Consider the following 22,573-nt stretch of genomic DNA (forward strand, 5'->3'; position numbering starts at 1 on the left):
CGTTCTCGTCTGGCATTCCGGCCGTTGGTGTTCGATCATTGCGACCACGGGGGCCGAATGTGGCCCAGAACACGAACAGGCGGAAGGTGGATCGACGTGGTTGACCTCAAGAAGGGCGCGCGTATCACCGGGAACACGCGTGACAAGCTCGCCGCCGACCTGAAGAAGAAGTACGAGAAGGGCGCGAGCATCCGTTCCCTGGCCGAATCGACCGGCAGGTCCTACGGATTCGTGCACCGCGTGCTGTCCGAGTCCGGTGTGCAGCTTCGGGGTCGTGGCGGCGCCACGCGTGTCAAGAAGAAGTAGCGCCGAGCAGCAGTAGGAGCGTCACGACGAAGAGCGTCACGACGAAGTAGGTGCAGCAGACCTCCGCGCCTCGTCGCCCTCGCCTCGGTCGTGGTCCTGCGCGGAGGTGTCGGCCGGATATCGGCGGGTGTCGTCGTGGACACGCAGGCACAGCATCGCGCCGAGCAGCACGGCCGGATATACGAGGTACCCGAATCTCGTCGCCGGTGTGAGCAGGGTGAACGCGCCCAGGCCGACGGCGATGCGGAGCATGGCGTCCGCGCCGTCGGTCGGCGGACGAACGAGTAGCCAGCAGGTGATCGCGACGGCCGCGAGCCCGAGCAGGACGAACGCGATCACCTTGCCCGCCGCGCCCGTTGCGGCGATGAGATGACCCGGCAGCGGGCTCGCCGCCGGTGACGAGACCGCGCCGAGCCCTGCCGGGAACCTGAGCACGTGCTCGGCCATCGCGTGCGGGTCGACGAGCAGGGCCGGCAGGTGCACGGCGGCGCAGGTGCCCGCGAACACGCCGCAGAACCGGGCGAGCGCGCCCGCGCCGAGGCGTGCGCAGACGAGCGCGGCCACGACCACGGCGGCCGGGAGCACGATCAGTTTCGCACTGGTCACCAGCGCCAGTACCAGTGCGGCCCACAGTGGCCGGTCGACCGCGGCGAGGGTCGTCCCCAGGATCAGCATGCCCGCGATCGCCAGGTCCGGGCCCGCCGTGGCCCACGTCAGCGCTGTCAGCGGGAACACCGCGGCGAGCTGTGCGGCGCGGACGGGGATGCGCGGACGACCGAGGAGTCGCCACGCTCCCCAGGCGCACACCACGGCGGTGGCTGCGAACAGTAGGCGGGCATCGGTGAGCAGATCACCGGCCGGGCTGCCGCCGAACCACGCCCGCGGCAGGCCGAACAGCGGCATCACCGGGCCGTACGGCGTGTAGTCGTCGACGACGGGCGCGCGGCCGAGTGCGGTGACGTCGACGTACGGGGTCCCCGTCGTGGTGAGCAGGTCGGCGGAGCGTTCGATCACCCACACCTCGGGCTGGGCGGACCACCGGTTCGGATCGGGATTCCAGTCGCCGCCGGTCAGCCGCTGGGCGAGGAGTGTGCCGAGCGGGGCGAGCATGCCGACGGCGCCGATGATGCCGACGCCGGTCCAGCGGGACGCGCGCCGGCCCACCGCACGAGGGGACAGTCGCAACCACAGCGTGTGGGCGAGGGCCATCCCGTATGCGGCGACCGCGAACCCGGCCCACACCCGGAACCCGTAGTGCTTGTCCGTGAGGGCGAGAGCGAGGGCGTAGCCGCTGCACAGGGCGTAGAGCACGAGGTCGAACCGCAGGGGGCGACCGGACGGCCCCTCGTCCCAGCTCACGCGTATCCAGTCTCCGACGAGGCGGCTGCCCATGACTTGTCAGGTTAGGCGATGAGGTCACAGCATCCGGGAGGCAGCCGGGAATCCGTGTCGAGAATCGGGAAGGATCATGTTCCCGGCGGTGTTGTGCAGGACATATGCCGACCATAGCTCGACTAATGTCGAGGGTTGGTGTGACTGCGAAGGGCGGACGGAGACGCGGGATGGACGGCAGCTGGTCACTCATGAGCGGCGCGATGCGCGCTGCGGACGCCCCGAAGGGTCTGCATTCGGGCACGGTACGACGGGTCGCGGCGTTCGCCCGGCCGCACTGGCGACGGCTGGCGGTCTTCCTCGCCCTGACGGTCGTCGCCGCGGTGATCGCGGTGTCGACGCCGCTGCTGGCCGGGCGGGTGGTCGACCAGATCGTCGGTGGGGGCGCCGTGAGCGCCGTCGTCTGGTTGGCACTCGCCATCGCGGGGCTGGCGGTCGCCGACGCGGCCGTCGGCCTCGCCGAACGCTGGCAGTCGGCGCACATCGGGGAGGGCCTGATCTTCGACCTGCGCCGTGCCGTGTTCGAGCACGTGCAGCGTATGCCGATCGCGTTCTTCACCCGCACGCGCACCGGCGCCCTGGTCAGCAGGCTCAACAACGACGTCATCGGCGCCCAGCGCACGTTCACCGCGACGCTGTCCGGACTGGTGACGAACGTGATCCAGCTGGTGCTGTCGGTGGCGGTGATGGTCACGCTGTCATGGCAGGTGACGTTGCTGGCGCTCGTGCTGCTGCCGATCTTCGTGATCCCCGCACGCCGCATCGCGCGGCGGATGGCGGACCTGCAGCGCGAGTCGGCGGAACAGAACGCATCGATGACGACGCAGATGACCGAGCGGTTCTCGGCACCAGGGGCGACGCTGGTGAAGCTGTTCGGCAGGCCGCGCGACGAGGCGAGCGAGTTCGCCGAACGCGCGGGGAAGGTGCGGGACCTCGGGGTGCGCACGGCGATGCTCACCCGCTGGTTCATGACGACGCTCACGCTCGTCTCTGCGCTGGCGCTCGCGCTCGTCTACGGCCTTGGCGGCTGGCTCGCGCTCGACGGACAGTTGGCTGCGGGCACGGTCGTGTCGCTCGCGCTGCTGCTGACCCGGCTGTACACGCCGCTGACGGCGCTGGCCAACGTGCGCGTCGACGTCATGACCGCGCTCGTGTCGTTCGAGCGCATCTTCGAGGTGCTGGACCTCGACCCGATGATCACCGAGAAGGAGCGGCCGCGGGAACTGCCCGACGGCGCCGTGTCGGTCGAGTTCGACGCCGTGCGGTTCGCCTACCCGTCCCCGCACTCGTACTCGCTGGCCTCGCTCGAGGACGTGGCCGCCCTGGATCACCGCGGCGGCGAGGAAGTGCTGCACGGCGTGAGCTTCCGCGCCGAGGCAGGCGAGATGGTGGCGCTCGTCGGGCCGTCCGGCGCGGGCAAGTCGACCATCGCGAGCCTCGTACCGCGGCTCTACGACGTCGACGCGGGCGCGGTCCGCCTGTCCGACGTCGACGTGCGTGACCTCGGATTCGACACCATGAAATCGGCCGTCGGCGTGGTCACCCAGGACGGGCACCTGTTCCACGACACGATCCGCGCCAACCTGGCGTACGTCAGTCCGGGAGTCGCCGACGCCGACATCTGGCACGCGCTCGACCGGGCGCGGCTGACCGAGCTGGTGCGATCGCTCCCGGACGGACTCGACACGGTGGTCGGCGAGCGCGGCTACCGCCTCTCCGGCGGCGAACGGCAGCGGCTGACGATCGCACGGCTGCTGCTGGCGCAGCCGCGCGTGGTCGTGCTCGACGAGGCGACAGCCCACCTCGACTCCGAGTCCGAGGTGGCGGTGTCGGAGGCGCTCGCCGAGGCCCTCGCCGGGCGGACCTCGCTCGTGATCGCTCACCGGCTCTCCACGATCCGGGCGGCCGACCGCATCTGCGTCGTCGCCGAGGGCCGTGTCGTCGAGCAGGGGACCCACGACGAACTGCTGGCCGCCGACGGCCGGTACGCGCAGCTGTACCGCACCCAGTTCCGGGACGGCGCCGGTGAGCCGGCCGACGGACCGGACGGCGGCACGCCGACCGGCGAGCCCGCGGGCGACGAGGCGGTCGTGGCGTGACCGTCGCGGGCGATGGCGCCGGTGGCGCGACCGGTGATGCGGATGGCGCACCAGAGCCGTCGCTGACGGTGCGCCGCGGCCGCGGCGCGGTCCGGGGTGTGGCGCTCGTGCTGCACGGCGGGGCCGAGTACGGCACCGAACCGGTGCGGCCGTGGCGTACGGCTTACCTGCGGATGGTGCCGTTCGCGCGTGCGTTGGCGGCGGCGTACGGACGGCAGGGCGTCGACGTCTACCTGCTCCGTAACCGGGTCAGGGGCTGGAACGGGACCTCCCAGGATCCGGTGGTCGACGCGCGCCGCGCCTTGGCACGCATCCGCGACGAACGGCCCGGTGTCCCAGTGGCCCTGATCGGGCACTCCATGGGTGGCAGGGTCGCGCTCCGCGTGGCCGACGACGACGCGGTGCGCTCGGTGTGTGCGCTCGCACCGTGGACGCCCGACGGCGATCCGGTGGCGGCGCTGCGTGGTCGCAGGCTGCTCATCGCGCACGGTACGGAGGACGAGCGCACGAGCCCGGCGGCGTCGCGCGCCTACGCCGAGCGTGCCGCGGCCGTCGCCGAGCGCGCCGTGTGGGTGGGCCTCGCCGGCGAGCGGCACGCGATGCTGCGCAGGCCGGGCGTGTGGCAGCGGCTGGTGCTCGACGCGACGGCGCGTGGCCTGGAGTTGCCCTCCGAGCCGCGGATGGTCGATCTCGACGACACGACGTGTGAGCCTGCTCCCACATGCTTGTCGATCACGCTGTGACGTACTGTGACCTGCGGTCGGGCCGTTCGCGGACGCGGGTGTGCGGGCGGTCCGCGCAACCGAAGCGGGGTCACGCGCGTCTTCGACAGTGGGCGTGCGGTTTAGTGGACCCCGGGCGCCTTCGGCGCGAGACCGAGCAGTACCGAGACGGACCGGGAGACGGCCATGACGCAGGGCGGGCAGTACGGCGGGGGATGGCCGGAGGGTCGGCCGCCGCACGGACACCGGCGACCGCCGCGTGGCCCAGCCGGTCCGCCCGGCCCCGGCGGCCCTGGTGGTGGCGGCCGTCCGGGTGGCGGACCGCCCGGTGGCCGTCCCGGTCCGCGCGGGCCGCGTGACCACCAGCGAGCGCAGATGATGCCGCTGCCGGGCAGTGACCAGGCCCGGCACGCACCGCCGCAGCAGCACACGCGGGTCGCGCCGCCGGAGGAACCGCCGCCGGAGCGGCCGGTCGATCCGCAGCGCCGACCGGAAGGTCGCCGCAACCGCCGGTGGTCGTTCGGCAAGATCGCCGGATCGCTGGCGATGGTGATCGTGCTGTTGCTGGCAGGCGTGTGGCTGTACCTGGAGTTCTCGATCAACCGTATCGATGCGATCCAGGACTACGAAGGGCGTCCGGCCGCCGGTGCGGGCACCAACTGGCTGATCGTCGGGTCGGATTCCCGGGAGGGGCTCGACCAGGATCAGAAGGATGCGCTGGTCACCGGTGATGCGGGCGGTAACCGCACCGACACGATGATGATCGCGCACCTGCCGGACAACGACACCAAGCCGACCCTGTTGAGCCTGCCGCGCGACTCGGTCGTGGAGATCCCCGGCCACGGTTCGGGGAAGATCAACTCGGCGTTCGCGATCGGCGGCGCACCGTTGCTGGCGAAGACGGTCGAGCAGGCCACCGACCTGCGGATCGATCACTACGCCGAGATCGGATTCGGCGGCTTCGCCGGCATGGTCGACGCGATGGGCGGTGTCGAGATGGACATCGCGGAGGAGATGCACGACCCGAAGACCGGGATCACCATCCCGGCCGGCACGCAGGAACTCGACGGTGCACAGGCGCTCGGCTTCGTCCGGATGCGCTACAGCGCGGCGACCCCGCGCTCGGACCTGGACCGGGTGGTCAACCAGCGTCGGTTCATCGGCGAGATGGTCAGCCAGATGGCCAGTCCGGGCACGTTGCTGAATCCGTTCGCCGTCGTGCCGCTGCTGGCCGAGGCGCCGGATGCGCTGACGATGGACGACGAGGACCACCTGCACCACCTGGTCGCCCTGGCCTGGGCCATGCGCGGCATCTCCGACGGCGGCGTGGTCAGCACTACGATGCCCACCTCGTCGGCGTCGGCGGAACAGTGGGACGAGGCGCGTTCGACGGCGTTGCTCGACGCGTTGCGCAACGACCACCCCGTGCCGGAGAACGCGATCGTCGAATGAGGCGTCCCCGGTGGCTCGCCGCGGACGGCACCAGCCACCGGGGTCTCGACCACGCCTTCCGGCGGCGGTCAGGCCGCGCTGCGCAGGACCTCGAGAGCGCGCTCCGCGTGGACCGCCATGCGCAGTTCGCTCTTGATGACCGCGAGCACCCTCCGGTCGGTGCCGATGACGAACGTGTGCCGTTTGGTGGCCAGTGGGCCGAACGCCCGTCGCACCCCGAACTGCCGCGCGACGGTGCCGTCTGCGTCGGACAACAGGGGAAAACCCACGTCGTAGGTCGTGTCGAACTTCCGCTGCTTGTCCACCGGGTCGGGGCTGATGCCGACCCGATGCGCGCCGATCTCGGCGAACTCCGCCGCGTGGTCACGGAAGTGGCAGGTCTCGGCCGTGCAGCCGGGCGTCATCGCGGCGGGGTAGAAGAAAAGCACGACCGGTCCGGTGTCGAGGAATCCGGTGAGCGACCGCGGTGAGCCGCTCTGGTCTGGCAGGGTGAAGTCCGGGGCGAACTCGTCGGTGTTCATGCCGGCGAGTATCGCTGGTCGAGTACGGCGGCGATCTCGGTGCCCGTGGCGGAACCGCCGTAGTGGTCCCCACGGCCCGCGAAGATGCCGACGTCGCGGAGTCGCTGGGCGTGCGCGGCGTCGCGGACACCGTCCGCACCGACCCGCTTGATGCCGAGCTCGCGCGCCCGTTCGAGCAGCGCGTACAGGTGTGCCCGCGCGTTGTCGGCCTCGGTGCCCTCGGTAGCGAGACCGTCGACGAGCGGGCCGGACAGGATGGCGAATCCGACGGGCAGCTTGTGGGTGTGGACCAGTTCGAGGTCCGAGGCGCCGGACACGGCGAGGGTGATCTTCACGTCGAGATCCGACAGGACGGACAACGTGTCCAGTACCTCGCCGCGCGGGTCGAAGAGCGCGAGGCTGTCGGTGCAGATGCGCAGCTTCTGGTGCGGCAGGCCGGTGCGCTCGAACTCGTCGCGGATGATGCGGACGAGATTCGGGTCGACGGCCAACCGCGTCGGCAGCCGCACGCACAGGTCGGGCGCGGTGGGGAAGTCGCGGTACCACTCCGCGGCGTCCGACATCGCTTCGGTGAGCAGCAGCGTACCGAGACTCGGCGTCATGCCGGTGGTGTCGGCGAGCGGGAAGAACTCGGCAGCGGTGAGCGTGCCGTGCTCCGGATGGTTCCACCGCAGCACGGCGTTGACGACGGCGATCTCGTCGCTGCCGTCCAGTTTCACCGTGGGCTGGTACTCGACTTCGAACTCGCCGTTCTCCATGCCGCCGCCGATGCCCGCACCAATGCTGTAGCGCTTGCGGTCGCCGGAATCCAGCTCGGGCTCGAACAGCATCCACTGGGCGCGCCCGGCCTCCTTGGCACGGTGCAGCGTGATCTCGGCGGCGCGCTGGATCTCCTCGGTCGTTCCGGTGCCGGCGTCCTGGACGACGATGCCTGCGCTGACGCTCACGGCGACGCCCCGGTCGCCGATGTAGACCGGTTCGGCGAGTTCGGCCATCGCCGCTTCCACCAGTTCGATCACCGCCGCGGCCGTGACCCGGCCGCGGTGCAGCACGCCGAACCCGTCGCCGGAGAGCCGGGCGACGACGGTGTCGGGACCCCGGAACACCGTCTCGAGTTTGCCCGCGGCATAGCGCAGCACCTCGTCCGCCGAGCCGGGGCCGAGTCCGTCGTTGACGACCTTGAAGCCGTCGATGTCGAGGTACACGACGGCGATCCGGCCGGATTCCGGTGAGCCGAGCCAGGTTTCGAGCGTCGTGTGGTAGCTGCGCGAGTTGGGCAGGCCGGTCAGCTGGTCGTGGGTGTTCTGCCGCCGCAGCGCCTCGCGCAGCAGCTGCAGCTCGTTGATGTTCTCGGCGAGCAGGACCGGGTGCAGCCGGTCGCCCTCGCTGCTCGGCAGTGCCGTGACGGTCACGTTGGTGAGCGCGGAACTCTCCTCGGCCGAGCCGAGGTGTACCTGCTCGCGCTTGCGGGCGCGGCCGTCCTCGGCGAGGTCGGTGAGCGCGGTGCGGAGTGCGGCCGCGTCGCGTTCCTCCGTGCCGAGGCCGGTGAGAGTCCGGCCGACGAGCTCGTCGAGCGTGGTGTCGAGCAGCTCGAGCATCGCCGGGTTCGCGTCCAGGATCAGTCCGTCGGGGTCGGCGAGAACCACGCCGCACGGCGTGGCCGCGTAGAGCGCGGCGAAGCGCTCCACGGCGGAGTCGTGTCGGGTGCGGCACTGGGTCGTGCCCGCATCGGCCCCTTCACGGACCGCGGCGGCGACGGCGCGTTCGAGCTCGGCCGAGGGCACGCTCGACCCGGCCGCGGCGGCGATCTCGGCAGCCCAGCGGCGGGTGATGTGGGACAACCCTGGTGCGTCACCAGGCTCGGGCACCGTGCACCTCTCTCAACGTGCGCCTCTCCAGAACACAGCTGGCACAGCCGTGCGATTCAGCTGCCCCGACAGAGCTGGGGCACGGCCTCGACATGTCAAAGGCCGGCTCGCCCGTATGCCAACCTGCGGAGCTGTCCAACCCAACTCCTGCGGAGCTGTCCAACTATGGCGCACCACAGAACGAAATATGGCGCACCGCAGAGTGTGCATCGGCGGTCGAGTCGGCCGTCAGACATGCAACATCATCATGCCAGCCACGCTGTGTCTACCGACTGTACGGGTGGTTCTACAGGCAGTGTGCGTCACTCTCCGTAGTTAGACCGGCTGGAGGTGCACCGGAAGCCCATCGACGGGTACCGGAAGCGAGACGTAATCCCACCGGACCTCGTAGTCGCTCGGCACGGTGATCCGGTACGAGCGGACGAGCTCGTGCAACAGCGCCTTCGTCTCGAACATGCCGAAGTGCAGTCCGATGCACTTGTGCGCGCCGCCGCCGAAGGGCATCCACGCGAATCGGTGCGACTTGTCCTCGCGACGGCCGGCGGCGAACCGTTCGGGATCGAACCGGTGCGGCTCGGTCCAGCACGTCGGGTCGAAATGGTTCACCGCAGGGGCGACGCCGACGAGTGAGCCCTTCGGGATGAAGTGCCCGAGCACCTCGGTGTCCTTGACCGCCGTGCGCGACAGGCTCGGCACCGGTGCGACGAGCCGGAGCGCCTCCTTGATGACCAGTTCCAGCGACGTCAGCGAATCGAGTGCGGCCATGTCCGGAGGATCGTCCCCGAGTGCGCGGGACTCGGCGCGGACGCGTTCCTGCCACTCCGGGTTCTTCGCGAGGTAGTAGGCCGCGGCCGTGGACGTGATCGTCGTGGTGTCGTGCGCGGCCATCATCAGGAACACCATGTGGTTGATGACGTCGGTGTCGGTGAACCGCTCGCCGTCCGGCGTCGTGGCGTGGCACAGCGCGGAGAACAGGTCGTCGCCGTCGCCTGCGCGTTTCGCGGGCAGGTTGTCGGCGAAGTACCGCTCGAGCCGCTTGCGTCCTTCGAGTCCGGCGCGCCAGCGCCCGCCGGGCACCGGCACGCGAACCAGGGCCGTGCCGGCACGCACACAGGCAACGAAGGCCCGGTTGATCTCGCGTGCCTCCTCGTCGCTGCGCATGTCCATGAACACGCGGGTCGCGACGTCGAGGGTCAGCTGTTTGAGCGCCCAGTACAGCCGCGGCGACGACGGGAAGGCGGCGATGCCCTCCCGCAGCGTTGGCCCCATGCTCGAGACGTAGCCGGCGAGCCGGTCGCGAGTGAAGGCCTCCTGCATGATCCGGCGGTGCATCCGGTGCTCGTCGAAGTCGAGCAGCATGAGTCCGCGATGGAAGAACTTGTCGATGAAGAACCGCCAGCCCTCCTGCGAGAAGGCCTTGTCGCGGTTCACCAGGGCGGCCTGGGTCGCATCGGCGCCGGTGAGGGTGACGATCCGCCTGCCGAACGCGCCGGTCCACGACACCGGGCCGTAACGCTCGAACCGGCGGAGGCCGAACTCGACGCCGAAGCGCATCTGCGTGAGCGTGTTTCCCACCAACGGCGGGCCCGCGTCGCCGAACACGGGGGAGAGCCCGCTGCCCTCGGGTGGGCTCGCGAGCTCCCGCGCAGGCCAGCGCTGCTCGAGCAGCCGGTCGTCGACCGCGCTCGGCAGCGGCCATGCCGTGAGCGGCGGCATGCGCTCCCGCAGCACGGTGCTGACCCGGTCGATCGCGGCTGCGGTCGCACCGCGGGCGGCGTTGACTGGTGTGACGACCATGACGGCACCATCTCCTCGTCGAGACCCTCCATCCACCGTGCCGCACCTGTTGGCACAACGACAAGGGCGTTCGCCCGGTCGCAGGGAACGGCCCGGGATGCGCTGGTGCTGGGCGTCCTCCGGTCACGAATTCCCCCAGGGTGCACTTCGGGGATCCCTTGCGGCACCGTCAGTCGGCCGCGCCGGTCCGGGCCGGCCAGCTCGGGTGGGGTGAGGCGGATCCGACGCGGAAGTCGGCGAGGTGCACCCGCCGGGTGCGGGTGCGGTACTCCCGGGTTCGCCCCGGCCAGTTCGACACCACGCGGCCGCCTGCGGCCCGGTACCAGCTCCGGCAGCGGGTCCACACCGAACGCGCGAGCCTGCGCTGCACCGACTCGTCCCAGGCGTGCTCGACCTCGGGGCGCACGTCGAGATACCGGCCGGGGCGGCTGCGGAGCATCGCGACGGCGTCGCGGATGTAGCGCGCTTGACTCTCCAGCATGTAGACGATCGAGCTGCCGCCGAGATTCGTGTTCGGCCCGTACATGAGGAACATGTTGGGAAAGCCCGGCACCGTGATGCCGAGGTGGGCGCGGGCGCCGTCGCGCCAGGTTTCGGCGAGCTCGCGGCCACCGAGGCCGTTGATCGTCATCGGGGCGAGCAGATCCTGGGCTGCGAAGCCGGTGCCGTAGATGATGACGTCGGCCTCGTGCAGCGTGCCGTCGGCCGTGCGCACGCCCTCGGGCGTGATCGCGGTGATGTCGTCGGTCACGAGGTCCACCGCGGGAGACGTCAGCGCCGGCAGGTAGTCGTTGCTGAACAGCACGCGTTTGCAGCCGAGCGCATAGTCCGGCGTGAGCTGCTCGCGCAACCATGGGTCGGCGACCTGTGCCCGCAGGTGCTTGGCGGCCTGCCTGCTGAACACCGGGGTGAACGCCTGCCACCGGGAGAGGCAGGCCTGTGCGAACTCGGCGTAGAGCCAGAAGCCGAGCCGGTCGAGTTTCTGCAGCGCAGGAACGGTCCGTAGCGGTGCGTGATACCAGCGGTCGTAGGAATGGTCGCGCTTGGGCAGGATGTACTGCGCCGAACGCTGGAACACGGTCAGGTGCCCGGCCCGCGGCCGGATCTGCGGCACGAACTGGATTGCGCTCGCACCGGTGCCGATCACGGCGACCCGCTTGCCGGCGAGGTCGCAGTCGTGGTTCCACTCGGCCGAGTGGAACGCCGTGCCGCGGAACGTGTCCCTGCCGGGGATGTCCGGGTAGGCGGGCCGGGAGAGCTGGCCGACGGCGGGAATGAATGCCGTGGTCTCGTACTCCTCGCCGCCGGTGGTGCGAACCAGCCAGCGGGCCGTGGTCTCGTCGAACTCGGCCGAGGCGACCTCGCGGCCGAACCGGATGCGGCCGGTGACGCCGTACTCGCGGGCGACCCGCCGCAGATACGCGAGGATGTCGGGCTGCCCGGCGTAGCGCCGAGGCCATCGCGTGGCCCCGGTGAACGAGAACGAGTACAGCGGGGAGGGCACGTCGCAGCCGGCTCCCGGGTACGTGTTCTCCCGCCACACGCCGCCGAGGTCGGCGGCTTTCTCCAGGACGACGACGTCGTCGATGCCGCGGCGCTGCAGCTCGACGGCCATGGCGATGCCACCGAAGCCGGCTCCGACGATCAGCGCGGTGCTGCGAGTGATCATGGCGGCAGCCTAGGGATCGGACCGCCGGTCGCCCCATCTCATCGACGGACACACTGTTGACATTTCCGGACAGTTGATATTTTCGGACACGTGGCCGAATGGGATTTTCCTCGCGGGGTGGCGAGCACGGCGCTGCTGGCAGGGTTCGCGGAGGAACTCGGCCAGTCGGTCGACGACGTGCTGGCCGGAACAGGTCTCGACCCGGCTGCCCTGCGCGATCCACAGGCGTGTGTGACCGCCGAGCAGGAACTGACCGTGGTGCGCAATCTGGTGCGGCGACAGGCCGACCGCGATCCCGGTGTACTCGGACTCCGGGCGGGCACGCGGTATCACGCGACGTCGTACGGCATCTGGGGCTACGCGGTGACCAGCTGCGAAACCGTGCGCGAGGCGGTCGAGCTGGCCCTGCGGTACATCGAGCTGACGTACGTCTTCTGCCTGCCGGAACTGCGCATCGCCGGCCGGCTCGCCGAACTTCGATGCCAGGACGACGAGGTGCCGGCCGACGTGCGCGGTTTCCTGGTGGCACGCGACATCGCCGCGATCGTGACCCTCGTGCGCGAGCAGGCGGCAGCCGACCTCCGCCCGGCGGTCGTGTCGCTGCGTGTGCCCGAACCCGCCGACATGCGGCCGTACCGCGAGGCTCTCGGTGTGGTTCCGGAGTTCGGTGACAGCACCCGGATCACCTTTCCCCGCGAGGTGCTGGACCAGCCGATGCCGCAGGCCAGCGTCCACACCCTGGCGTGGTGTGAGCGGCAGTGCCGGGAACTGCTCGACGCGCGGCGGCGGGACACCGACGTGGCCACCCGGGTCCGAAGGGCGCTCGCCGAGGTGGGGCCCGGCGCGGGGATGACGGCGATCGCGGCCAGGCTGTCGCTGACCGAGCGCACCCTGCGCCGCAGGCTTGCTGCCGAGGGCGTGAGCTATCGCGACCTGGTCGACGGGGTGCGGCGCCGGCGGGCGGAGGAACTGCTCACCGACGGCACGCTGACGGTCGAGCAGATCTCCAACAGGTTGGGCTACAGCGAACCGTCGAGCTTCCTCCACGCGTTCGCGCGATGGCACGGCATGTCCCCGCGCGAGTTCAGCCGCCGAACCGGATCCGTGCGCCGGACAGGTGTGCGCTGAACATCGGGGTGCGGCCGGCGAGATAGCCGAGCGGGCCGTGTGGGTTGATGTTCCAGGCCGCCGTGGCCGCGCCCGGCTTCGCCGACGACCGCACGGCGCTGGTCAGCGGGCCGCCCGCGGATTCCTGGCGGATCGCGAAGGATGCGGGCACCCGGGCGGGCAGGGCCGGCCGGGGCGAGAAGGCGGCGGTGGCGATCCAGTCCCCGCCGGCTACGCCCTCCCCGCCGGCTACGCCCTCGCCGGCGGGGGCGCCCGCACCTGCGGGGGCGCCCGCACCTGCGGCAACCGCCGTGGCATTGAAGCCGCGGCCGTGGGCGAACTCGAGGTCGGCGAGCTCCTTCGGGATCGCCCACAGGTTCCGGCCGCCCGCCTTCGACGCGGGACTGTCGACCCAGATCTCCGTGATCGTCGCGGTGGGGGTGAGACCGCTGCGGACGACGACGGCGGAGAGCAGCTCGTGGTACGACATCTGCCCCGACGGCAGATAGTCGAACCAGGCGGTGGCCACGAACGCCGTGCCGCCGACCGTGACCGGCCGTTCCCCGGCGGGCAGGCGCGACAGGTCGGCCACCGGGACCGTCCACAATGACAGGTAGGCGTCGGCGGTGAGGCGCCACGGGGCGGGCGGGTACTCCGACAGGGCGTGATCCGACATGCCGTGATCCGGCGTGGTGTCCGGGGTCGCGGGCAGTGGGCGGGGCGGCTGCGGTGAGGACATCAGTGGCTCCAGGGGAGGAAGTCGGGCAGGTCCTTGTCGGGGCTGAGGGTGAATCGCGGCCGGCGCTTCTGCAGGAACGACAGCACGCCTTCGGCGGCGTCCGGGTTGGTGCCGATGCTCGCGATGAGTTTCGAATCGACCTCGTGCACCGGCGCCGGTGAGTCGAGCGCCGACATGCGGTACAGCAACTGGCGGGTCACGGCGACCGACACCGGCGCGGTGTTGGCGGCGAGATCGGCCGCCAAAGCGTAGGCGGCGTCCAGGAGGCCTGCGGGGTCGTGGACTCTGTGGACCAGCCCGGCCTGCTCGGCCTCGGCGGCGTCGAAGAGGCGGCCGCTGATCATCCAGTCCATCGCCCGTCCCATGCCCACGAGCCGCGGCAGGAACCACGCGGAGGCGCCCTCGGGGTAGATGCCCCGGCGGGTGAAGACGAACCCGAAGCGGCTGTCGGCGGCGGCGAGCCGGTAGTCGGCCGACAGCGTGATGGTGAGCCCGCCGCCGACAGCGCTGCCGTGCAGTGCGGCGATCACCGGCTTGTCCATCGTGAAGATGCGTTTCGAGCAGCGGCCCGCCGGTTCCTGCCAGGCCGCGTCCGGTCCGGTGTCGGGGTCGAAGTCGAATCCGCCCTGGGAGAGGTCGGCGCCGACGGAGAAATCTTTGCCCTCGCCGGTCAGGACGACCACGCGGACCTCGGGATCGCGGTCGGCGCGGTCGAACGCGGCGGCCAGCTCGTCGGCCATCCGGACCGTGTAGCCGTTGCGTGCCTCGGGGCGGTTGAGCGTGACCGTGGCGATCCGGTCGGTTACGCGGTACGTGATCTCGGTGAAGTCGGTCGTCGTGTCACCCACGGGTCTCTCCCGGTGTCGTCGGCGAAGCTCCGGTGCCGCGGGAGCGCGGCGGTGAGCGGGTGGCGAGGTGCCGAAACCTGACTACGGGGCTTACTGGCATCGTGTCAACAAGGTAAAAACAATCACGCGTGCTTGATTTGGTGTGCGACGGCGGCTTACGGTGCTGCCGCGTTCCCCGAATGGCCCTCCCGGCTGCCGGGAGATGACGACGCAGGGACCCGCCGGTGCCCCGACAACCGGCGACAGGCCGGATCTGGAACAAGGAGGTACCCGGGTGGCGGACCTCGAGGCGATCCTCGACGACCTCGACGCGGAGAGCGCCGAACTCGACGAGCTGGTCGCAGGACTGCCCGACGCGGACTGGCAGCGGCCCACCCCGGCCGAAGGCTGGACGATCGCCCATCAGATCGCCCACCTGACCTGGACCGACGACAAGGCGCTGCTCGCCGCGCGCGAGCCCGACGAGTTCGGCACCGAACTGACCCGTGCACTCGACGGCGGCGAAGGGTACGTGGACGCGGGCGCCCGCGAGATCGCCGAGACCACCGGGCCGCCCGAACTGCTGCGCCGCTGGCGCGCGGGCCGGACCGCACTCCGGGAGGCGCTTACCGCCGTGCCCGCTGGGCAGAAGCTGCCCTGGTACGGCCCGCCGATGAGCGCCGCATCCATGGTCACCGCCCGCATGATGGAGACCTGGGCGCACGGGCAGGACGTCGCCGACGCCCTTGGCGTGGTGCGCACCCCCGCGCCGCGGCTGTGGCACGTGGTCCGCATCGGCGTGCGCACCCGCGACTTCGCGTACCTCGTCCACGACCGGACCCCGCCCGACACCGAGTTCCGCGTCGAACTGACCGCACCCGACGGCGACGTCTGGACCTTCGGTCCCGATGAGGCCGCCGACCGCGTCACCGGCACCGCACTGGACTTCTGCCTGCTGGTGACCCAGCGCCGGCACCGCGACGACACCGACCTGCGGGCGACCCCGGGTGCGGAGGACTGGCTCCGGATCGCCCAGGCGTTCGCAGGCCCACCCGGCGACGGCCGTGCGGCGGGCCAGTTCACCGCCGGTCCGTCCCCGGCACCGACACCTGCCGCCGGGGTCCAACAACCCACCCGGCAGCGACCGTCCGCGGGACAGCAACCGTCCGCCGGACACGAGGAGTGACCGTGACCCAGCCGGATCCGCTCGCCACCCCGGAACGCACCGCACTGCGTGCGACCGTGCGCGAGTTCATGGAGCGTGAGGTGCTGCCCCACCTCGACGAATGGGAGTCCGCGGGAGAGCTGCCACGGTGGCTGCACCAGAAGGCAGGCAAGGCCGGGTTGCTCGGCGTCGCGCTGCCGGAAGAAGCGGGTGGAGGCGGTGGGAACTTCCTGGACGCGCTCGTCGTGACCGAGGAGATCCACGACGCAGGCGGCTCCGGCGGTCTCGTCGCATCGCTGCTGACCTGCGGTATCGCCGTTCCGCACATGGCCGCCGTCGGCGATCCGGACCAGCTCGACAAGTGGGTCAAGCCGGCGCTCGCCGGCGACAAGGTGTGCTCGCTCGCGATCACCGAACCCGATGGCGGGTCCGACGTGGCCGGGATCCGCACCACCGCGCGGCGCGACGGCGACCACTACGTCGTCAACGGCGCCAAGACGTTCATCACCTCCGGCTGCCGCGCCGACTTCATCACCACCGCCGTGCGCACCGGCGGCGACGGCGCACACGGGCTCTCGCTCATCGTCGTCGAGAAGCCCACACCGGGGCTCACGGTCGGCCGCAAGCTCGACAAGATGGGCTGGCGTTGCTCCGACACCGCCGAACTGTTCTACGACGACGTGCGCGTCCCCGCGGCGAACCTGATCGGACCGGAGAACAGCGGCTTCTTCCAGATCGCGACGCAGTTCGTCGGCGAACGGCTGTCACTGGCGGTCCAGGCCTACGCGACCGCGCAACGGGCACTCGACGTGACCGCCGAATGGTGCCGCACCCGCGAGACGTTCGGCCGCCCGTTGCTGTCGCGTCAGCTGGTGCAGCACAAACTCACCGACATGGCGCGGAAGGTCGACGTGGCACGCACCTACACCCGCGAGATCGCGAAACGGCACGCCGCGGGCGAGGACGTGATCGCCGAGGCGTGTTTCGCGAAGAACACCGCCGTCGAAACCGGGGAATGGGTCGTGGGCGAAGCGGTTCAGCTGCACGGCGGGCTCGGCTACATGAGCGAATCCGAAGTGGAACGCCACTATCGCGACGTCCGCATTCTCGGCATCGGCGGCGGCACCACCGAGGTGCTCACCGGACTGGCGGCCAAACGGCTCGGCTACACGAGCTGAGCACGCCCGGTCACACCCCCGCCGTTGCGAGACCGGAAGCACGACTCCGGTAACGCGACTTGGGCAACACGACTTCAGCAACGCGACTCGGGCAACACGCTCCGAACACGCTCGGGCAACACGGCGCACGCACACGGGCCGAGTCACCGCACGGCCCGCGGCACACGCAGGAAGGACGGCACCCATGACGGGCTTCACCGAATCCGAGGAGCGGGAGGCGCTGCGGCAGGCCGTCTCGGAGCTGGCACAGAAGTACGGCCACGACTACTACATCGAACGCGCTCGCGGTGGCGGGAAGACGACCGAACTGTGGGACGAGGCCGGCGGCCTCGGCTATCTCGGCGTGTCCGTCCCGGAGGAGTACGGCGGCGGAGGTGGTGGCATCGGCGACCTCGCCGCGGTGTGCGAGGAGTTCTGCGCCGCGGGCACCCCGATGCTGTTGATGGTGGTGTCACCGGCGATCTGCGCGACGGTGATCGCCCGCTACGGCACCGACGACCAGCGCGCGCGGTGGCTGCCCGGATTCGCCGACGGCAGTGTCCGCATGGCGTTCGGGATCACCGAACCGGACGCCGGTTCGAACTCCCACCGCATCACGACCACCGCCGCCCGGGACGGGGGAGACTGGGTCCTCAACGGACGCAAGGTGTTCGTGTCCGGTGTGGACGAAGCGGACGCGGTGCTCATCGTCGGCAGGACCACGGATGCCAGGACCGGCAAACTCAAGCCGGCGCTGTTCATCGTGCCCACCGACACACCCGGGTTCGAGTACAAGGAGATCCCGATGGATCTCGTGTCGGCCGACAAGCAGTTCGGACTGTTCCTGGACGACGTGCGGCTGCCCGCCGACGCCCTCGTCGGTTCGGAGGACGCGGCGCTGGCCCAGCTGTTCGCCGGGCTCAACCCGGAGCGCATCATGGGTGCGGCCTTCTCGGTCGGCATCGCCCGGTACGCCCTCGACAAGGCCGCGGCGTATGCGCAGGACCGCAGCGTGTGGGGTGTTCCGATCGGGTCGCACCAGGGCATCGCGCACCCGCTCGCCGAGGTCAAGATCGAGACCGAGCTGGCCAAACTGATGGGGCAGAAGGCCGCCGCGTTGTACGACGCCGGTGACGACCACGGCGCGGGCGAGGCGGCCAACATGGCCAAGTACGCGGCCGCCGAAGCCGCGACCCGCACCGTGGACCAGGCGGTTCAGACCCACGGCGGCAACGGGCTTGCCTCCGAGTACGGTCTCGGCACGCTGCTCAGTGCCGTGCGGGTCGGCCGGATCGCACCGGTCAGCAGGGAGATGGTGCTGAACTTCGTCGCCCAGCACAGCCTGGGCCTGCCGAAGTCCTACTGAGCACGTAGTGGTCAGATTCCGCGGGAGACGAGGAGCGGATGCCGATGAACGCGGCCACCGAGCCCAGGCCGGTGCCGGACGACGAGACGGTCGGCGGGGAAACGACCGCAGCCGACGGCCGCAGGCGGCAGGCCCGCGGCCGCACCACCCGGCGCAAACTCATCGGCGCTGCCGTGGAATCGCTCGCGGAACGCGGCTGGCACGCCACGACGATGCTCGAGGTCGCCGAACGGGCGGGCGTGTCACGCGGTGCGGCACAGCATCATTTCCCGACCCGGGAGTCGCTCGTCGTCGCGGCGGTCGAGCAGCTGGGGGAGGAGCAGATCACCGAACTGCGGCGGCGGGCCGACGAGCTGCCGCCCGGGCGGGCACGGACCCCGGCGGTTGCCGAGATGCTGCTCGACCTCTACACGGGCGTGAAGTTCCGCGCGGCGCTGGACCTGTGGGTGGCAGCCTCGCACGACGCGGGGCTGCGGGAGGTGCTGGTGCCGCTGCAGGCCCGCGTCGGCAGGGAGGCGCACCGCGTCGCCGTGGAGCTGCTGGGCGCCGACGAAACCCGGCCCGGCGTGCGCGAAGCCGTGCAGGCAACACTCGACCTGGCACGCGGGCTCGGGCTGGCCAACCTGCTCACCGACGACGCGCCGCGCCGGGCGCAGATCGTCCGGCAGTGGGCCCGCATGCTCGACGCGGCGGTGTGATCGCGGTTCAGGCCCGGCGAACCTCGACCAGGAAGCAGCCGTACTCGACGGCGCGGACCTGGACGAACGCGACGTCCGGGTCCAGCCGCAGGCGGACATCGGCCAGGGCGTCCCGTGCCGGTTCGAGTCCCTGGGCGTGACGCTGCGGTCCGGCTCTCCCCTCGGGTGCGCCGCCTCACTGCGCGGGTGGCGTGTCAGTGCTCGTCGGCCGGTGTGCCGATGTCCTCGAACCACAGGGCGGGCCGTTCGCGGATGAACGTCTCCATGAGGGCGGTGCAGTCGGCGTCGTCGAGGATCGTGACATCCACACCTGCCTCGGCGAGCCAGTCGTGACCACCTGAGAACGTGGTGGCCTCGCCGATGACGAGTCGGCCGATGCCGAACTGGCGGACGAGCCCGCTGCAGTACCAGCACGGCGAGAGCGTGGTGACCATGACCGTGTCGCGGTAATGGGGCCGCCTGCCCGCGTTCCGGAACGCCGCGGTCTCGGCGTGCATGATCGGATCGTCGTCCTGGACCCGGCGGTTGCGGCCGCGGCCGAGCAGCGTGCCGTCGAGGTCGAACAGGGCGGCACCGATCGGCACCCCGCCCTCCTCCGCGCCGGCACGGGCCTCGGCCTTCGCCGGGGCGAGCAGCGTGTGCGGGTCGGGTAGTGGCGCGGTCGGCGAGGTCATGGGGTGCTCCTCGGTGTGTCGGTGGGCCGGGTGTGTCTATTTCGGACGGGAGAGGCGAGCGTTCGGGCCGGGCGGGACGAGTGCGCGGATACTCCCGCGTGCCGATCGGGTGCCGGCCGGCCCTGGTGCATCAGGTGAGCGGTTGCTTAGGATGGGTTTCGCGAGGACAGCGCTGTCGCGGAAGCCGGAGGTGATCGGTCGTGACCTTGGCCCGTGCCGTCGGCCATCGTGGTCACGACCCTGGCGTGGCCGCCGCACCGAGCATGCGCAGGACGAGGTCTCCGTACTCGCTGCCGAGTTCCTCCGGGGTGAGCCGCGACCGGTCGGTGTACCAGCGCGCGACGTCCACGCCGAGCGAGAGCACCGCCCGGGCCGCCGTACCGGCGTCGCCGACGGTGAACAGTCCGTCGGCGCAGCCGCGTTCCACCACGTCTCGCACCAGCCGTTCGATGTCCTTGCGCAGGCTCGCCACGACGCCGTACTGCTGCTCCGGCAGCGCCTCCAGCTCGTACTGCACCACGCGCGCGATCGTGTGCCGCCTGGCGTGCCAGGCCGTGAATCGCTCGACGAGGTCGCGGACGGCCGTGGCCGGGTCGGCCGCCTCGTCGACCGCTTGCTGCGCGAGGGCCAGCACCTGCTCGTGGCCGCTGCGGCTGATCGCGAACAGCAGCGCCGCCTTCGACGGGAAGTGGACGTACAGCGCCGCGGGGCTCATCCCCGCCGTCGCCGCGATGTCCCGCGTCGTGGTGGCGTGGTATCCGCGTCGTGCGAACGACTCGACACCGGCGAGCATCAGCCGCCGCGCAGCATCGGGCTGCACCTCCGGCCACAGGTCGGCCGGTTGCGGACCGGCGGACGAGATCCCAGACATGTCAGCAGTGTAAGCGAGCGCTCAGCGCGGATTGGAGTACGACGACATGACGAGCACCGCAGGGCCGGGCGATCTCACCGGCACCGTCGCCGTGGTGACGGGCGCGAGTAGGGGAATCGGCTTCGGGATCGCGCAGGATCTGGTGCGTCGCGGCGCGAAGGTGTGTATCACCGCGCGCAAACCCGATCCGCTGGCCGAGGCGGTGACCCAGCTCGGTGGCGACGATGTGGCACTCGGCGTGGCCGGCAGGGCCGACGACGCCGAACACCGGCAGGAGGCCGTCTCCCGAACCATGGAGAAGTTCGGGCGCATCGACTACCTGGTCAACAACACGGGTATCAATCCGCACTTCGGCTCGCTGCTGGACTGCGACGAGCAGGCCGCCGCGAAGATCTTCCAGGTCAACGTCCTCGCGCCGTTGGCATGGACACGGGCGGTGCGCGACGCATGGATGGGCGAGCACGGTGGCGCCATCGTCAACGTCGCCTCCGTCGCCGGCATCCGGACCTCGCCCGGCATCGGCATGTACGGCGTGAGCAAGGCCGCGGTCATCCGCGCGACCTCGGAACTCGCCGAGGAACTGGGCCCGCAGATCCGCGTCAACTGCGTGGCGCCCGCGATCGTGAAGACGCAGTTCGCCACTCAGCTCTACGAGGGCAGGGAGGCCGAGATCGCCTCGTCGTATCCGCTGAAGCGGCTGGGCATGCCCTCGGACATCGCGGGCGCGGTGACGTTCCTGCTGTCCGAACAGGCCGCCTGGCTGACCGGCCAGACACTCGTGCTGGACGGCGGCGTCACGCTCGGCGGTGGCCTGTGAGTGTGGAACTGGCCGGCGCAGGCGTCGTGATCACCGGCGCTGGCCGGGGCATCGGTGCCGCCCTCGCGCGGACCTTCGCCGCCGAGGGGGCTCGCCTCGTGCTGGCCGACAGGGACGGTGCGGCCGTCGAATCGGTCGCTCACGACCTCGGGGCGGTGGCCGTCGCGGGCGACGCCGCGAGTGAGGACGGCGTCCGCGCCCTCGTCGCGCGTGCCCGCGAGGAGCTGGGCGAGGTCGATCTGTACTGCGCGAACGCAGGCGTCGCCGAACACGGCGGGCCCGAGGCGCCGGAAGAGGCGTGGGCCCGTTCGTGGGAGGTCAACGTGATGGCGCACGTGCGGGCAGCCAGAGAGCTGGTGCCGCACTGGCTCGAGCGCGGCAGCGGCCACCTGCTCGTCACGGCCTCGGCTGCGGGGCTGCTCACGAACCTCGGGTCAGCGCCGTACTCGGTCACCAAACACGGTGCGGTCGCCTTCGCGGAATGGCTCGTGGCCACCTACCGGCACCGGGGCATCGGGGCACAGGTCGTGTGCCCGCAAGGGGTGCGGACGGCGCTGTTGGAGGACGCTGGTGCGGCGGGGCAGGCACTGCTCGGCGCCGACGCCGTCGAGCCCGAGGACGTCGCGGCGGCCGTCATGGCGGGGCTGCGGGACGGGCGGTTCCTGATCCTGCCGCATCCCGAGGTCGCCGAGTACTACGCCAGACGTGCCACCGACACCGACCGCTGGCTCGGTGGGATGAACAAGCTGCAACGGCGGATCGAGGACGCGGTCGGCGGCACGGCGCCGTGACCGGATCCGTGGTGCGAGCCGCGGCCGCACGTCCGGCACCGGCGGCGTTCCCGCCGGCCGGTTCGCTCGGGTAGCGGGTCGTGGGCGGTTGGCAGCGGGGCCGGGGAGCGGTCCCGCTGCCACCGCCCACGGCGTCCTAGGGTGGGCGCCATGACTCGTGAACACGTCGTCGTCGTGACCACCACCGACTCCGAGGAGGCAGCCAGGGGACTGGCCGCCGCGGCCGTCGAGGCGCGGCTCGGTGCCTGCGCGCAGGTTGTCGGCCCCATCACCAGCGTGTACCGCTGGGAGGGCGCCATCGAGACCGACGCGGAGTGGCGTGTCGAGGTCAAGACGGCGGGGGACCGGGCGGAGAGTCTCGTGGCGCTGCTGACCGAGCGGCACACCTACGACGTGCCCGAGGTGATCGTCACGCCCGTCGTGGGCGGCCACGCGGACTATCTGTCCTGGTTGGTCGAGGAAACCCGCTGACGCCCCGGACGAGCGGGTGGAGACGCCCCACCTCCCGGAGCGTCTCCACCCGCGGCGGCAAACC

The 22,573-nt window shown here is 71.0% G+C and carries 21 protein-coding genes; 12 read left to right on the forward strand and 9 right to left on the reverse strand.

Annotation, left to right across the window (positions count from 1 at the left end):
- Window positions 1-96: 96 nt before the first annotated feature.
- Window positions 97-306: a helix-turn-helix domain-containing protein gene (locus LY40_RS25500; protein WP_030530550.1), complete on the forward strand. Its 210-nt coding sequence runs from the start codon at window positions 97-99 to the stop codon at window positions 304-306.
- 36 nt (window positions 307-342) lie between these two features.
- Here the strand turns inward: LY40_RS25500 and LY40_RS25505 are convergent, their stop codons facing one another.
- Window positions 343-1,698 (reverse strand): glycosyltransferase 87 family protein, encoded by a 1,356-nt coding sequence (locus LY40_RS25505; RefSeq protein WP_258938400.1) that lies wholly within the window; start codon window positions 1,696-1,698, stop codon window positions 343-345.
- 170 nt (window positions 1,699-1,868) lie between these two features.
- On the opposite strand from LY40_RS25505, the gene LY40_RS25510 reads away from it, so the two are divergent.
- From LY40_RS25510 to LY40_RS25520, 3 genes are all read left to right on the forward strand, one after another.
- The gene (locus LY40_RS25510) at window positions 1,869-3,797 is read left to right on the forward strand and encodes an ABC transporter ATP-binding protein (RefSeq protein ID WP_183787346.1); all 1,929 of its coding nucleotides are present in this window, start codon (window positions 1,869-1,871) and stop codon (window positions 3,795-3,797) included.
- Window positions 3,794-4,540 (forward strand): alpha/beta hydrolase, encoded by a 747-nt coding sequence (locus LY40_RS25515; RefSeq protein WP_372497787.1) that lies wholly within the window; start codon window positions 3,794-3,796, stop codon window positions 4,538-4,540. The genes LY40_RS25510 and LY40_RS25515 overlap by 4 nt, the downstream gene beginning before the upstream one ends.
- A gap of 354 nt (window positions 4,541-4,894) precedes the next feature.
- Complete coding sequence (locus LY40_RS25520; RefSeq protein WP_372497786.1) at window positions 4,895-5,971, forward strand: LCP family protein; 1,077 nt, start codon at window positions 4,895-4,897, stop codon at window positions 5,969-5,971.
- 68 nt (window positions 5,972-6,039) lie between these two features.
- Here LY40_RS25520 and LY40_RS25525 read toward each other — a convergent pair whose 3' ends face one another.
- From LY40_RS25525 to LY40_RS25540, 4 genes are all read right to left on the reverse strand, one after another.
- Window positions 6,040-6,492: a peroxiredoxin gene (locus tag LY40_RS25525; RefSeq protein WP_183787344.1), complete on the reverse strand. Its 453-nt coding sequence runs from the start codon at window positions 6,490-6,492 to the stop codon at window positions 6,040-6,042.
- Window positions 6,489-8,360, reverse strand: a complete 1,872-nt coding sequence (locus LY40_RS25530) for a diguanylate cyclase domain-containing protein (protein WP_183787343.1) — start codon at window positions 8,358-8,360, stop codon at window positions 6,489-6,491. The genes LY40_RS25525 and LY40_RS25530 overlap by 4 nt, the downstream gene beginning before the upstream one ends.
- Window positions 8,361-8,675: 315 nt before the next feature.
- A complete protein-coding gene (locus tag LY40_RS25535) occupies window positions 8,676-10,076 on the reverse strand; it encodes a cytochrome P450 (protein WP_372497790.1) in 1,401 nt (466 codons plus the stop codon).
- Window positions 10,077-10,326: 250 nt separating this feature from the next.
- Window positions 10,327-11,826, reverse strand: coding sequence for a flavin-containing monooxygenase (locus LY40_RS25540; protein ID WP_258938402.1), 1,500 nt, complete (start codon window positions 11,824-11,826; stop codon window positions 10,327-10,329).
- Between the two features lie 90 nt (window positions 11,827-11,916).
- Between LY40_RS25540 and LY40_RS25545 the strand changes: the two genes are divergently transcribed.
- Window positions 11,917-12,954, forward strand: a complete 1,038-nt coding sequence (locus LY40_RS25545; RefSeq protein ID WP_258938403.1) for an AraC family transcriptional regulator — start codon at window positions 11,917-11,919, stop codon at window positions 12,952-12,954.
- Here the strand turns inward: LY40_RS25545 and LY40_RS25550 are convergent.
- The gene (locus LY40_RS25550) at window positions 12,911-13,672 is read right to left on the reverse strand and encodes an acetoacetate decarboxylase family protein (protein ID WP_307877187.1); all 762 of its coding nucleotides are present in this window, start codon (window positions 13,670-13,672) and stop codon (window positions 12,911-12,913) included. The two genes, LY40_RS25545 and LY40_RS25550, sit on opposite strands and share 44 nt — an antisense overlap.
- Window positions 13,672-14,520, reverse strand: a complete 849-nt coding sequence (locus LY40_RS25555; protein ID WP_183787339.1) for an enoyl-CoA hydratase-related protein — start codon at window positions 14,518-14,520, stop codon at window positions 13,672-13,674. The genes LY40_RS25550 and LY40_RS25555 overlap by 1 nt, the downstream gene beginning before the upstream one ends.
- 274 nt (window positions 14,521-14,794) lie before the next feature.
- Between LY40_RS25555 and LY40_RS25560 the strand changes: the two genes are divergently transcribed.
- The 4 genes from LY40_RS25560 to LY40_RS25575 all read left to right on the forward strand — a co-directional run bounded on the left by LY40_RS25560 (window position 14,795) and on the right by LY40_RS25575 (window position 18,885).
- Window positions 14,795-15,685: a TIGR03084 family metal-binding protein gene (locus LY40_RS25560; protein ID WP_258938404.1), complete on the forward strand. Its 891-nt coding sequence runs from the start codon at window positions 14,795-14,797 to the stop codon at window positions 15,683-15,685.
- A gap of 2 nt (window positions 15,686-15,687) precedes the next feature.
- Window positions 15,688-16,842 (forward strand): acyl-CoA dehydrogenase family protein, encoded by a 1,155-nt coding sequence (locus tag LY40_RS25565; protein WP_372497785.1) that lies wholly within the window; start codon window positions 15,688-15,690, stop codon window positions 16,840-16,842.
- Window positions 16,843-17,026: 184 nt separating this feature from the next.
- Entirely contained in the window at window positions 17,027-18,187 is a 1,161-nt protein-coding gene (locus LY40_RS25570) for an acyl-CoA dehydrogenase family protein (protein WP_258938405.1), read from the forward strand.
- A gap of 44 nt (window positions 18,188-18,231) precedes the next feature.
- Window positions 18,232-18,885: a TetR/AcrR family transcriptional regulator gene (locus tag LY40_RS25575; protein ID WP_258938406.1), complete on the forward strand. Its 654-nt coding sequence runs from the start codon at window positions 18,232-18,234 to the stop codon at window positions 18,883-18,885.
- Between the two features lie 194 nt (window positions 18,886-19,079).
- Here LY40_RS25575 and LY40_RS25580 read toward each other — a convergent pair whose 3' ends face one another.
- Together LY40_RS25580 and LY40_RS25585 are read right to left on the reverse strand one after the other, a co-directional pair.
- The gene (locus LY40_RS25580) at window positions 19,080-19,559 is read right to left on the reverse strand and encodes a nucleoside deaminase (RefSeq protein WP_183787334.1); all 480 of its coding nucleotides are present in this window, start codon (window positions 19,557-19,559) and stop codon (window positions 19,080-19,082) included.
- Window positions 19,560-19,791: 232 nt separating this feature from the next.
- Window positions 19,792-20,430, reverse strand: coding sequence for a TetR/AcrR family transcriptional regulator (locus LY40_RS25585; RefSeq protein WP_258938407.1), 639 nt, complete (start codon window positions 20,428-20,430; stop codon window positions 19,792-19,794).
- Between the two features lie 46 nt (window positions 20,431-20,476).
- On the opposite strand from LY40_RS25585, the gene LY40_RS25590 reads away from it, so the two are divergent.
- The 3 genes from LY40_RS25590 (at window position 20,477) to cutA (ending at window position 22,509) form a co-directional block, all read left to right on the forward strand.
- Window positions 20,477-21,247 (forward strand): SDR family oxidoreductase, encoded by a 771-nt coding sequence (locus tag LY40_RS25590; protein ID WP_183787332.1) that lies wholly within the window; start codon window positions 20,477-20,479, stop codon window positions 21,245-21,247.
- Complete coding sequence (locus tag LY40_RS25595) at window positions 21,244-22,038, forward strand: SDR family oxidoreductase (RefSeq protein ID WP_258938408.1); 795 nt, start codon at window positions 21,244-21,246, stop codon at window positions 22,036-22,038. The genes LY40_RS25590 and LY40_RS25595 overlap by 4 nt, the downstream gene beginning before the upstream one ends.
- A 150-nt stretch (window positions 22,039-22,188) precedes the next feature.
- Entirely contained in the window at window positions 22,189-22,509 is a 321-nt protein-coding gene (gene cutA, locus LY40_RS25600) for a divalent-cation tolerance protein CutA (protein WP_183787330.1), read from the forward strand.
- Window positions 22,510-22,573: the final 64 nt, after the last annotated feature.

Origin of the sequence: Prauserella salsuginis, from assembly GCF_024648885.1 — a bacterium.
Classification (GTDB): Bacteria; Actinomycetota; Actinomycetes; order Mycobacteriales; family Pseudonocardiaceae; genus Prauserella; species Prauserella salsuginis.